This window comes from Microbulbifer sp. ABE4_465 (assembly GCF_056160765.1).
The window spans coordinates 221138-233702 of record NZ_JBSWXV010000001.1 but is presented as its reverse complement, the minus strand read 5'-3'; the positions used below and the strand labels follow the sequence as shown (position 1 = coordinate 233702).

The 12565-nt window shown below is 57.0% G+C and carries 11 protein-coding genes; 5 read left to right on the top strand and 6 right to left on the bottom strand.

Going from position 1 to position 12565, the window contains the following annotated elements:
- Positions 1 to 167 precede the first annotated feature (167 nt).
- On the top strand, positions 168 to 1136 hold the full coding sequence (locus ACXAG1_RS01010) for a hypothetical protein (RefSeq protein ID WP_475093256.1): 969 nt from the start codon (positions 168 to 170) through the stop codon (positions 1134 to 1136).
- On the opposite strand, the gene ACXAG1_RS01005 is transcribed toward ACXAG1_RS01010, so the two are convergent.
- From ACXAG1_RS01005 to ACXAG1_RS00995, 3 genes are all read right to left on the bottom strand, one after another.
- On the bottom strand, positions 1117 to 1548 hold the full coding sequence (locus ACXAG1_RS01005; protein WP_475093257.1) for a hypothetical protein: 432 nt from the start codon (positions 1546 to 1548) through the stop codon (positions 1117 to 1119). The two genes, ACXAG1_RS01010 and ACXAG1_RS01005, sit on opposite strands and share 20 nt — an antisense overlap.
- A gap of 44 nt (positions 1549 to 1592) precedes the next feature.
- The gene (locus tag ACXAG1_RS01000) at positions 1593 to 2498 is read right to left on the bottom strand and encodes a lipid kinase (protein ID WP_475118658.1); all 906 of its coding nucleotides are present in this window, start codon (positions 2496 to 2498) and stop codon (positions 1593 to 1595) included.
- A 75-nt stretch (positions 2499 to 2573) separates the two neighbouring features.
- Entirely contained in the window at positions 2574 to 3200 is a 627-nt protein-coding gene (locus ACXAG1_RS00995; protein WP_475118657.1) for a DUF1289 domain-containing protein, read from the bottom strand.
- A 280-nt stretch (positions 3201 to 3480) separates the two neighbouring features.
- Here ACXAG1_RS00995 and acnB point away from each other — a divergent pair, with 280 nt between their 5' ends.
- The 3 genes from acnB to ACXAG1_RS00980 all read left to right on the top strand — a co-directional run bounded on the left by acnB (position 3481) and on the right by ACXAG1_RS00980 (position 7126).
- Positions 3481 to 6096 carry a bifunctional aconitate hydratase 2/2-methylisocitrate dehydratase gene (gene acnB / locus ACXAG1_RS00990; RefSeq protein WP_475118656.1) on the top strand — a complete coding sequence of 872 codons (2616 nt, stop codon included), beginning with the start codon at positions 3481 to 3483 and terminating at the stop codon, positions 6094 to 6096.
- A gap of 101 nt (positions 6097 to 6197) precedes the next feature.
- Entirely contained in the window at positions 6198 to 6629 is a 432-nt protein-coding gene (locus ACXAG1_RS00985; protein ID WP_475093260.1) for a hypothetical protein, read from the top strand.
- Positions 6626 to 7126 (top strand): DUF6942 family protein, encoded by a 501-nt coding sequence (locus tag ACXAG1_RS00980; protein WP_475118655.1) that lies wholly within the window; start codon positions 6626 to 6628, stop codon positions 7124 to 7126. The genes ACXAG1_RS00985 and ACXAG1_RS00980 overlap by 4 nt, the downstream gene beginning before the upstream one ends.
- A 47-nt stretch (positions 7127 to 7173) precedes the next feature.
- On the opposite strand, the gene ACXAG1_RS00975 is transcribed toward ACXAG1_RS00980, so the two are convergent.
- Positions 7174 to 7758, bottom strand: a complete 585-nt coding sequence (locus ACXAG1_RS00975) for a GIY-YIG nuclease family protein (protein ID WP_475118654.1) — start codon at positions 7756 to 7758, stop codon at positions 7174 to 7176.
- Between the two features lie 176 nt (positions 7759 to 7934).
- Here ACXAG1_RS00975 and ACXAG1_RS00970 point away from each other — a divergent pair, with 176 nt between their 5' ends.
- On the top strand, positions 7935 to 8780 hold the full coding sequence (locus ACXAG1_RS00970; RefSeq protein ID WP_475118653.1) for a DUF72 domain-containing protein: 846 nt from the start codon (positions 7935 to 7937) through the stop codon (positions 8778 to 8780).
- Positions 8781 to 8820: 40 nt separating this feature from the next.
- Here the strand turns inward: ACXAG1_RS00970 and ACXAG1_RS00965 are convergent, their stop codons facing one another.
- The gene (locus tag ACXAG1_RS00965; protein ID WP_475093264.1) at positions 8821 to 9942 is read right to left on the bottom strand and encodes a MipA/OmpV family protein; all 1122 of its coding nucleotides are present in this window, start codon (positions 9940 to 9942) and stop codon (positions 8821 to 8823) included.
- A gap of 150 nt (positions 9943 to 10092) precedes the next feature.
- Positions 10093 to 12327 carry a catalase/peroxidase HPI gene (gene katG / locus ACXAG1_RS00960; protein ID WP_475118652.1) on the bottom strand — a complete coding sequence of 745 codons (2235 nt, stop codon included), beginning with the start codon at positions 12325 to 12327 and terminating at the stop codon, positions 10093 to 10095.
- Positions 12328 to 12565 lie beyond the last annotated feature (238 nt).

Below are 12565 nucleotides of genomic sequence, written 5' to 3'. Positions count from 1 at the left end.
TACGAAGTGCGAGATTGGGGCGCGGAATGACAAACTTCATTTGATAACGACTTATTAAGTGGATTATTATTTTCTCTGGTGCTCACTCATTTCAGGTAAGACTCCTGATTGCGCAGCCACCTAGATCGCACGCAGAGACCCACAAGTCGAGTAACCAGGCACCGCCAATGGCATCACACAATCCGAGTAACGCCGACAGCGAAACACTAGGCGAGCTACGCCCGCAACTGCCCACAGCACTTGAGGAAATGCACAGGCTGGCGGAACGCCTGGCCGAGCAATTGTCAGCCCTCGATACGCTGCAGCCACCGTGGCAGCACTTTTTACTGCGCCCCGCTTTCGCCACTGATTCTGCCGATCGACTGGGAGTAGACTTCGACCAACCCTTCACCCTGAGCGCGGCCCTATTTGCCAATCTGGACTACGGCGAACAGCACCAACCGGGAGACGCCCGCAATACCTTACAGATTCCCGGATTGTTGGCCGCCCCTGCCGCGGTTATTGCGACAGCTCAGGAGTTGAACCAGGCCAAGGCAACATTTCAGCAGCTCACGACAAATATCAAACAAGCCCTCGCCCCACGCCCCGCCCTGGAGCGCGACCGACTATTGCGGGACATGCTTGACGATGCAGGCTTCCCCCGCGCGCACCTGCGTCAGTGCTACCGCCAGATTCTGCTTTGCCCAAGGCGTCCGGATGCCCTCGCCCTGAGCTGGATCAAGGCGCGCAAGTCCATCAAAAAAGTAAGTGTCGACTGGTGTGAAAAGAAGCTGGTGCAGCTGGACCCGCAGGGACAGGACCCTGGCATTCAGTACCAACGGCAACTATTGGCGGGACTGCACCGCAAGCAGCACGAAAGCCTGCGCCAGATTCAGACCCAAAGCAGGCCGAACCTGCAGGTGGCAGAAATTTTCCACAACAGCGAAAAAGAAGAGCGTGAGGAGTATCGGCAAGTGGGCTATTCCGCCATGCCTGTGCTGGTTTACGGTGGTGAAGACCACACGCTACCGGAATTTACCCGCGTGGATCACAATCCACCCGTGAGCCAGCGACGAACGCGACGGGATTTGAAAGTAGAAAAGACACCGTTTTTGGCGGCGCTGCGGGTGCATCTGATCACGCCCCCAAACGCTTGATCGCCCGCTCCGCACTGGATTTGCAATCCGCCAGAAGCGACGCATATTGAGACTCGACGAGCACGCCCGCCTCCTGCGTCACCTGCTCAAGCCACCCTTGCTCCCGGGCTCGGCAATGATCCAGCATGGCATCGCCACCCTGCTCGGCAAATACGCTGGCGAGCTGCTCCTGCAATTGCACCACAGCCTCGCGATCCGGATCTGGCTCTGAGGGCAGGTCGTCGGTTTCTCGAATGGCATCGGCCAATTTTCGGGACAATTGCTCGCGCTCTGCGGCGAGCTGGTTGCACAGTGTTGCCGATTCCTGCCCGACGTCATGCTCCACCACAAAACGGAAATGTGCCAGGGTTTCCAGTGCCCAGCCATGTAGCCACTGCAAGGCGACCTGAACATCGTTTCGCAACAAACTCATTCACCGACTCCCTCTTTCCGTTCAATTCTTTCACGCTTGACCAATCACACGAACGAACCCGGGGGCACCACCACCTCAAGTGCCCGCTCAACTACGCGGATCGTCACCGGGGTTTTCGCTACAGGCTCGCCATCGGCGTGCACTTCCATCCCCGGGGGTACAGTTTCAATTCTTACCTCTTTGCCAGACTCGGCAAAGACGCGCCTCGACACGCGGTGCTGCCCCAGGCGCAGAAACGGTGCCAGCGAGCAAAGCTCCACCAGGCTTTGAGGCTTCAGACTGTACAGATGGAGCTCCGCATCACTTATCGTAGCCTGCTCGTGCACCACGTTGCCGCCGCCATAAAATCGGCCATTGCCCACGGCCAACTGCATTGAGCGAAACCGGAACGCACGCCCGTCGATTTCCAGACGAACCTTGAACTGATGATTTCGGGTCAGGGCTTCACTGACCGCCTTCAGATAGCTCAGCACACCCCAGCGCCGCTTCACCTCTGGCGTCAGCGCCTCGGTGACCTGAACCCCCAACCCCAGATTCGCGACATTGAAAAAGTAATCGTCACCAACCTGCCCGAGATCGATCGGCGCCGTATGCCCGTCGAGAATGGCGGTAAACGCCTGCTCCAGCGACTCAATACCCAGCGAGCGCGCCAGATCGTTTGCCGTTCCCATGGGCAACACCGCAAAGGGACGCCCACGCTCCAGCAACGCTTTCGCGCAGCCACTGACGGTACCGTCACCGCCACCCAATGCGACAATATCCGCACTGGATTCGAGTATGGAGGCCTTTGCATCGGCCGGGCCGCCGGATTCTTTCAGCTCGACATTCCAGCCGCGGTCTCTCAACCGGGAAACGCCGCTCTCGAGTTGCTCAGAACACTCGCTACCACTACGACTGGCAGGGTTAATCAATATCAGAAGATGCTTGCCAGAATGGTCTGTCGCGTCCACCAATCAGTTCTCCTTGAACACTGGGGGTTGCATAAGACTTGCCCGGGTATAGATTCAGAAAAACGGGGCGGGAGATCAGTCAGCGGCCGCGGCCATTCCGGGAGCTACAAACCGCAAATAATAGGCCTGCGAGAGTGCGTAGAAATCCTCATCGATCCGTCGGCGCAACTCAGTGAGCGGCACACCCCGGGCAACGGCAGTGACCCGGAGTCCATACTCCCCCGGATGTTTGATTTGACTGGCACCCGCGCGCAACAGTTCAAACACCCAGCAATACGGGTTTTGATCTTCGTTATAGCGGATCTGTTGATGGCGCAACTGCGAAAGCAGCAGGTTCTGGTCGACAATCTCCAGCTGGCTGCGCACGGCATTTGCAAGATAACCGTCACGGCGCTCCGCTATGATGCGGCGCTGCTCTTCGGAATAAGCGTTCCAATCGATCACTTCGTGAGCGAAGCGTTTGCAACCACGGCAGACATTATCGCCAATGCCGGTGGAGCAGACGCCAATACAGGGCGTACGTACTTTTTTATAAATCGCCATGCAGCGAAAATACCTCTTCTTACAAAATCGTCTGCCCGCCGCGCCAACCTCTATTGAGAAACCACTCAATTCGTGCGACGTCGATAAGTCCGAATGAAAGAAAGCTTGTGTGAAACGAGGCGGCACAGAATAGCATTTTCGATGAGCGATTTCGTCCATTCATCCCATGGATAAAGGCGAGTCCATTCACGCCAGAATGCGATTGATTCTCACTTTAATCGGTGCACTTTATGGCACCTTTATTGATTTCATGAATGGCGACAATTCGCGTAAGTTATTGATTTTTCAACGAACTTAACAGCACGAACCGAGTAATGTAGAATTCGCCACCCGCTTCCAGCGGCCATCGATGTAAAACGGAGTCCGGTTGACGATTTTTCGCACCCGAATTCCGGGAAAGCTGTTGGTTCCACCCCATACACCAAAGAGGGAATTATCCGTGCTTGAAGCCTATCGCAAACACGTCGCCGAGCGCGCCGAACAGAATATCCCACCCAAGCCCCTGAACGCCGAGCAGGTTGCCGGCCTGGTGGAACTGCTGAAAAACCCGCCGGCGGGTGAAGAGCAGGAGCTGCTGGACCTGATCACCAACCGCGTACCGCCGGGTGTGGACGAGGCCGCCTACGTAAAAGCCGGTTTCCTCACCGCCATCGTCAAGGGCGAAGCGGAATCCCCGCTGATCGACAAAGAACACGCCACCAAACTGCTGGGCATGATGCTCGGTGGCTACAACATCGCCACCCTGGTAGAGCTGCTGGACGACAAAGACCTGGCCGAGCTGGCCGGCGAGCAACTGAAAGGCACCCTGCTGATGTTTGACGCCTTCCACGACGTGGAAGAAAAAGCCAAAGCCGGCAACGAAGTAGCCAAGGCCGTAATCCAGTCCTGGGCCGACGGCGAATGGTTCACCAAGCGCGACAAAGTCGCCGAGAGCATCAAGGTTGCCGTCTTCAAGGTAACCGGTGAAACCAACACCGACGACCTGTCCCCGGCCCCGGACGCCTGGTCCCGCCCGGACATCCCCCTGCACGCGCGCGCCATGTACAAAATGACCCGCGACGGCCTCACGCCGGAAGAGCACGGTGTTACCGGCCCAATGAGCCAGATCGAAGAAATCCAGAACAAAGGCATTCCCGTTGCCTTCGTTGGTGACGTAGTCGGTACCGGTTCTTCCCGTAAGTCCGCCACCAACTCCGTACTGTGGTTCTTCGGCGACGACCTGCCGGGCGTACCGAACAAGAAAGGCGGCGGCATCTGCATCGGCGGCAAAGTGGCCCCGATCTTCTACAACACCATGGAAGATGCCGGCGCGCTGGTATTCGAAGCCCCGGTTGACGACCTCAACATGGGCGACATCATCGAGATCCGTCCGTACGAAGGCAAAATCCTGTCCGAAGACGGCAAGGTACTGTCCGAGTTCGAACTGAAGTCCGACGTACTGCTGGACGAAGTGCAGGCTGGCGGCCGTATCAACCTGATCGTTGGTCGCGGTCTGACTACCAAGGCCCGTGAATCTCTGGGCCTCGGCGCTTCTGACCTGTTCCGCCTGCCAGAGCAGCCGAACGACACTGGCAAGGGTTACACCCTGGCACAGAAAATGGTCGGTAAAGCCTGCGGCATGGAAGGCGTCCGTCCGGGCACCTACTGCGAGCCGAAGATGACCACCGTTGGCTCCCAGGACACCACTGGCCCGATGACCCGTGACGAACTGAAAGATCTGGCGTGCCTCGGCTTCCAGGCCGACCTCACCATGCAGTCTTTCTGTCACACCGCGGCTTACCCCAAGCCCGTTGATATCGACACCCAGCACACCCTGCCGGACTTCATCATGAACCGCGGCGGCGTTTCCCTGCGCCCGGGCGACGGCATCATCCACAGCTGGCTGAACCGCATGCTGCTGCCGGACACCGTTGGTACCGGTGGTGACTCTCACACCCGCTTCCCCATGGGCATCTCCTTCCCGGCCGGTTCCGGTCTGGTGGCGTTTGCCGCTGCCACCGGCGTCATGCCGCTGGATATGCCGGAATCCGTACTGGTGCGTTTCAAGGGCGAAATGCAGCCGGGCATCACCCTGCGTGACCTGGTACATGCGATCCCTTACTACGCCATCCAGGAAGGTCTGCTGACCGTCGAGAAGAAAGGCAAGAAGAACATCTTCTCCGGCCGTATCCTCGAGATCGAAGGTCTGGACAACCTGACCGTAGAGCAGGCGTTTGAACTGTCCGACGCCTCCGCCGAGCGTTCCGCCGCAGGCTGTACCATCAAGCTGCCGGAAGACTCCATCGCCGAGTACCTGCGCTCCAACATCACCCTGCTGCGCTGGATGATCGCGGAAGGCTACGGCGACAAGCGCACCCTGGAGCGTCGTGCACGCGCCATGGAAGCCTGGCTGGAAAAACCGGAACTGATGAGCGCCGACGCCGATGCGGAATACACCGCAGTAATCGAAATCGATCTGGCGGAAGTGAAAGAGCCTATCGTCTGCTGCCCGAACGACCCGGACGACGCCAAGCTACTGTCCGAGGTGGCCGGCGACAATGTCGACGAAGTGTTCATCGGCTCCTGTATGACCAACATCGGTCACTTCCGTGCCGCCGGTAAACTGTTGCAACAGCACAAAGGTGGCATCTCCACCCGTATGTGGATCTCTCCGCCTACCAAGATGGACGAGCACCAGCTGATGGAAGAAGGCTACTACAACATCTACGGCGCAGCCGGTGCACGCACCGAGATGCCTGGATGCTCCCTGTGCATGGGTAACCAGGCACGTGTAGCCCCGAACAGCACCGTGCTGTCCACCTCTACCCGTAACTTCCCCAACCGCCTCGGCGACGGTGCCAACGTGTACCTGACCTCCGCGGAACTGGCCTCTGTAGGCGCCATCCTGGGCAAACTGCCGACCCCGGCGGAATACCAGGAATACGCCCAGAACCTGAACTCCATGTCTGCGGAAATCTACCGCTACCTGAACTTCGATCAGATTGAAGACTTCCAGAAGTCTGCCGAAGAAGGTAAGCGCATCGCCGCTACTGAGATTCAGGATGTTGCTGTTTAAGTGACAGACTGAGGTTCAGAAAGCCCTGCTCTGACGAGCGGGGCTTTTTTTTGCCAACTGCAGATTCCATCGAATCGGAATGAGACCGAATAGGAATGGTTATGAAGTTAAGCTGGGAAATAAACAAAGATGGGACGCTCACTGAAGCCCCGAGGCAAAGTGATCGTGAACACACCATTTATCGTTCGACCGTTGATGGCGAATCGACGCAAGACGTGCAGCTCGCAATCGACGCGAGTATTGAAAAAGCCTGCGAACTCCTGGACAACAACATCCAGGATGATTCCCGATATCTGCTTTTTGGGTGGGACCACGACTCATCGACTCTGACTATTGTCGTGACCGACGACGACAAAGTGCGAGACTCGCGAGATGTCGTGCAATGCAAGTTCGTAACAATTGATCAATCATTGGATGCCGAAGACATCCAGTTTTGGATCAAGGATTATCTGACCACCTGCGCACCCTTCTTGCGCTATTCCCTTATCGCGGCATTCCATCGGGAATCCAGGGCTAACTGCACGTTACTGTGAAAGAAGCAGACTATCTCGGGCCGATACAGCCAGCGCTCATCCTCTATCTTCCCCACCGCCCGGAGGGCCTGGATGAATTGGTCGCGGCGCCGGATGCCGGTCGGCTAATGGAAAACAACTCCAACCACTGGCGGAAAATCGTGACCTTACTGGCAAAAATTGCCAGTCCGCAGGAAGAGTGGCGCAGCTTCAGGGACGATGAATTATTTGAGCGCACGGCGCTGTGCTTTTCGCCGCACCTCTTTACACCGTATTTAAGGGATTTTCCGGTGTGGCACTGGATAGGAGGTAAGGAGAATCTGCAGCGTTTCACTATTGAAGGGCTGAATGCGCAGCCTTTGAGAGGGGCCCCAGAAGTTGCGCTCGACGTAGAGAAACGCATTCTTCTGACGCCCTACCCCGACTACCGCCAGCTCAATAATGCTACGGTAGCCGAGATTCGCAAAGCACTGGATCACTCAGGGTTTTATACCGAGAGCCAGGAGCTACTGCGATAGCAACCCCAGCGCGCAGCGATAGGATTTCTGGACGCCTGCGCGATGCCTTAACGGCGAGAAAGCGTCGACCCCCGCGCATCCAGCCCTGCGAGAATACGCTTCATCTCATCCGCTTCATCCTGCACTTTCTTCGCTTTCGCAGCGGCGATACGTGCCTTTTCCGCTTCGATGCCCGCTTTAATCGCCCGCTCTTTCGCAGCGCTACCGGTGCGACCAGTGGCCAGCTTTTCTTTTACCGGCTTGCTGGTTTTCGGTTTGGTGGATGCGCTGGTTGACGGTTTTACACGGCTCGCTCGGGACGCTGTTGATTTGGTCTTGGGCTTGGGAGCCAGTGCAGACTTGGTGGTGCCAGGCTTTACGGTTTTGATGCCCACCAGGCTTTTGGCATTCAGGGAATCCAGAGCTTCCTCCACCATCTCCTGAAGCTCCATGCGGTCTTCCGCTACAGCAAACAGGCTGGGGGTAAAGGTGGACGCGCCGAATTTCTTCAGCTCATCAAAGAAGGGATGATCGATGCCCAATGAAACTGCGGACTGGATCTGCTGAAAACGGGCTTCCGGGGTCATACCTTCCCGTCCGGTGCCCACCCATACTTGATCCGTATCTTCATTGGTCAGGGTAAATACGATCATAGAAAATCAGTCAACCTCTTCAAGCTCAGACGTGCGGGTCAATATGAGTCGCCTGCTCACGAAAATATGACCCGTGAAAAGGTCGCGCATTCTAATGATTTAAAAGTAAAAGTGCAGACTTGACTTGCGGATCCGTCTGGTTACATTTGCGCGGGAATATATATCACTGCGAAATCATGAATCTCCCCTATTTTCTCGGCTGCCCCCAATGGCAGCATCCGGTCTGGAACCGGCGGCTGCCGGCGGGCGCGGCGCCGCTCGAACGCTACAGTCAGGTGCTGAATTGTGTCGAGGGCAACACCACGTTCTACGCCACCCCGAGTCAGGCACAATGCGCTCAGTGGCGGAGCCAGGTTCCCGATGATTTTCGCTTTCTGCTCAAGTTTCCTCGCAGTGTCAGCCACGATCACCTACTCGCCCCACCCCAAAAATTGGTGACCGAATTTCTGGAGATCGTCTCTCCGCTGAAGGACGTTCTGGGCCCGTTTCTGCTGCAGTTGCCGGCGACATTCGGCCCACAGCAGCTGAGCAATCTCTGGCGGTTTATGGATGATCTCCCGGATCCATTTTCCTGCACAGTCGAAGTCCGACACTCCGCATTCTTCCAAAAAGGTGATGCAGAGCGCGCCCTGAACCGGGGGTTGCGCGAGCACAAGTGCGCACGTGTGTGCCTGGACAGCCGCGGCCTGTTTGCGGCAAAAGCGGAGAGCCCGTCAATAGTGGATGCGCAGCGCAAGAAACCGAATGTGCCAGTGCACCTGCTACCGGTTGATGCACCGCCGGTGATTCGCTATATCGGGCACCCGGATCTGGAGAGCAATCGAGAATATCTGGCCCCCTGGGTCGAGCGAGTGGCGAACTGGATCGAACAGGGAGTCCGACCGTACGTTTTCATCCATATGCCGGATAACGGAGATGCCCTGAACCTGGTCACCTTATGGACCGAACTGCTCCACGCCCGGCTGCCGCAGGCTCCTGTCATGCGCTTTAACCCAAAACAGCCCCAAATTGGGCTGTTCTAGCGCGACCTGCAATGCAGTACCTCTGCAAGGAAAAAGGTTGTCAGAAGGTATAAGTGATCGCGGCAAATCCTTTGATGACATAGTCATCGCCCACAATCGGGCTGTCCGAGATATCGTTCCCCAGATACTCGGCATTGATGTCCAGCACCAGACGCCAGTGCTCGGTGATTTCTAGCATCCCACCAATGCCCGCCTCCACCGTCACGGTGCTGCCCACGTCGTACGCTGGGCGCCCAGGCAGCGCGCCCCAGGTCGGCACGCCAAAATCGTAGTTGGCGAGATCACTGCTCAGCCAGTTAACACCGAGCGACGGCGCCCAGTTGATGTTGCCATTTTGAAACCCTCTCGATACGCGCAGCTCGGCGGTGCCGCCGCCAAATCGATCGAGTACATCGTGCTGATAGCGAAAATCCACATCGAACCGGTTAGGGCCGTCGTACACCAGCCCGACACCCGCCATCAGAGTGTTGTCCCGGTCACCCAGCCCCGACAATACGGGGCTGTCGTCCTCTTCATAGGCACCGACCCGGTAGGTGGCATTCACCGCAAAGCGAAAAGTATCACTGCCCCACAAACCGTAGCGCAGGCTCGGACCAACCCACTGCAGACGCTCACCAAAATAGGTAATGGCCGGTATTACCTGAATGACGGTGGCATCCGAGCCGACATAGGGGCTGCTGCGTCCGATGACACCGAGCCCAACACCCCACTGGCCAAATTCGCCCAGCACTTCATACAATTCAATCTTGACCGGTTTGGTTTCGCCTTCTGCCAGTGAAAAGCTCGCTCGCTGAAAGCTGGGAGGCCCCTTCGGCCGGTAGCCGTTTGAAAGGCCGATCGGCTCCTTTGGAATTCCGATAAACGTGCGATCCAGGGCGCCATTGTTGTTGGAATCCGCGTAGACAAGCAGGGCTACTGCACCGGGGCGCACACCTTCAATACGGTATATACCATCGCGATTGACCGACAATGGAATTTCCCGGGATGGACTGCGGAAATCCCCAAAGGCGTCCGGGTTGTCATACACCTGAAATATCAGGCTTCCCTCTGCAGGTGCATTGATCACCCGCACCTCTAGTGCCGCTGCCAGAAGCAGCCCCGGACTCAACAGGGCGCAAAAAAATGCGGTAATCGCGGGCAGTGATCGACCAGGTGCTGACATGAGAGTTATTTCCGCGGGAATTTGTCTGGAGGTTTTTCCGTATGTTACGCAGTTTCAGTCTAGTGGATCACCCCCATTGCGATTAATGCACCACAAATAAAAATGGGCGCCCCCCAAGGGCACCCATTCGGTGGTGAATACGTCCGTGCGCTAGCGGCCCAGATTCATCACCTTGTGCCAGGCGTTGGCGAAGTCATTCACAAACTTCTGCTTCGCATCGTCGGCGGAATAAAACTCGGCCACCGCACGCAACTCGGAGTTGGAGCCAAAGATCAGGTCCACTGGCGTTGCAGACCATTTCACCTTCCCGGTTTTGCGATCTTTACCCTCGTACAGATTGTCACCGGATTTACTCCACACCGTGGACATATCCACGAGATTGACAAAGAAATCATTGCTTAGCGTGCCGGGCTTGTCCGTAAGCACGCCGTTTGCCGATTTATCACTGTTGGTGTTCATGGTACGCATTCCACCGATCAGCACGGCCATCTCCGGAACGCTCAGGTCGAGCATGCTGGCCTTGTCTACCATCGCTTCCGCCGGTGACAGGGTATTACCCTTGCCATAGTAGTTGCGGAACGCATCGGCTCTGGGCTCCAACCAGCTGAAGGACTCTACGTCCGTCTGCTCCGCCGTGGCGTCATTGCGACCGGGCTTGAACGGAATGTTTATACTGTATCCCGCTTTCTTCGCCGCCTCTTCTACCCCCGCGTTCCCCGCCAGTACTACGGTATCCGCAAAAGAGACTTTCTTGCCGCCGCTCAGCGAGTCATTGAAATCCTTCTGAATAGATTCCAATTTGGCAAGCACCTTGGACAGCTCCGCGGGGGTGTTCGCCGGCCAGTCTTTCTGTGGCGCCAGGCGGATGCGCCCGCCGTTTGCCCCTCCGCGCGCATCGGAGTCCCGGTAGGACGCCGCTGCGGCCCAGGCAGTGCGCACCATTTCCGGTACCGTCAGACCGGAAGCCAGAATTTTCTTTTTCAGGCTCGCCGCGTCGCTTTCACTAATAAGCGTGTAATCCACCGCGGGAATGGGGTCCTGCCAGAGCAGGTCTTCCTTCGGCACTTCCGGGCCGAGATAGCGGGATTTGGGACCCAGATCCCGGTGCAACAGTTTGAACCAGGCCTTGGCAAACGCCTTCTGCAGCTCATCCGGGTTTTCCAGGAAACGCTGGGAGATCTTCTTGTACTCGGGATCCATTTTCAGAGACAGATCCGTGGTAAACATGATGGGCGCGTGGCGCTTGGACTTATCGTGGGCATCGGGCACCAGGTTGGCGGCCTGACCGTCTTTCGGAATCCACTGGGTAGCGCCGGCCGGGCTCTTGGTTTTCACCCAGTCAAACTTGAACAGGTTTTCCAGATACTGGTTACTCCACTGAATGGGATTTACCGACCAGGCGCCTTCAAGGCCGCTGGTGAAGGTGTCTGCGCCTTTGCCGGAACCGCATTTGTTCTGCCAGCCAAAACCCTGTTCTTCGATACCCGCTGCAGCGGGTTCCTTACCCACACAGTCATGCTTGACCGCACCGTGGGCCTTGCCGAAAGTGTGGCCACCGGCTATCAATGCCACGGTTTCCTCATCGTTCATGGCCATACGACCGAAGGTCTCACGGATATCCTTGGCCGCAGCAATTGGGTCGGGGTTGCCATTCGGGCCTTCCGGGTTGACGTAGATCAGCCCCATCTGCACGGCGGCGAGTGGTTTCTCCAGCTGCCGATCACCCTTATAGCGCTTGTCGTCGAGCCATTTGGTTTCTGGCCCCCAATAGACGAGGTCCGCTTCCCAGTCGTCTTCACGGCCGCCGGCAAAGCCATAGGTTTCAAAGCCCATGGACTCCATCGCCACATTGCCGGTCAATGCCATCAGGTCCGCCCAGCTGATCTTGTTGCCGTACTTCTGTTTGATCGGCAGCAACAGGCGACGGGCCTTGTCCAGGCTGACATTGTCCGGCCAGCTGTTGAGTGGTTCGAAGCGCTGCTGAGCGCCGCCAGCACCCCCACGGCCATCGACAACCCGATAGGTACCGGATGCATGCCACGACATCCGAATCATCAACGGACCATAGTGACCATAATCCGCCGGCCACCAGTCCTGCGAAGTGGTAAGGACTTTTTCGATATCTTTTTTCAGGGCGTTGTAGTCAAGACTGTTAAACGCCTTGGCGTAATCAAACTCCTCTCCCATGGGATTGGAAGCGGCACCGTTGCAACGCAATACAGACAGGTCCAGCTCTTCCGGCCACCAGAAACTGTTGGGCTTAGGCTCTCCGGCGGGCGGTGCCACTGGCGTGGAATGTTCCTGCGCCTGGATGGCCAGGCTGGTGGATAACGTGGCCACTGTCAGCGCAATGGCGGTACAGAGTGGGAATGCTTTTTTGATCATGTCAGTGCCTCCTGCGAGTTGCTCGCCGGTTTATTCTGAATATTGCTGGCTTTGAATATAGGCACTGACGGTAGGAGCAATCACACAAGTCCAGCCATCTGGCGCCAACCGTCGAATAAAAACTGGAACTTTTCCCAAATAGCGCACTACCCATAGAACCGGCTAATCGGACTCATTGCTTTTACTTATTTAACCCAGCCCCCACCGCCATTTCCCCCGAGCAGGATTACTACACTAG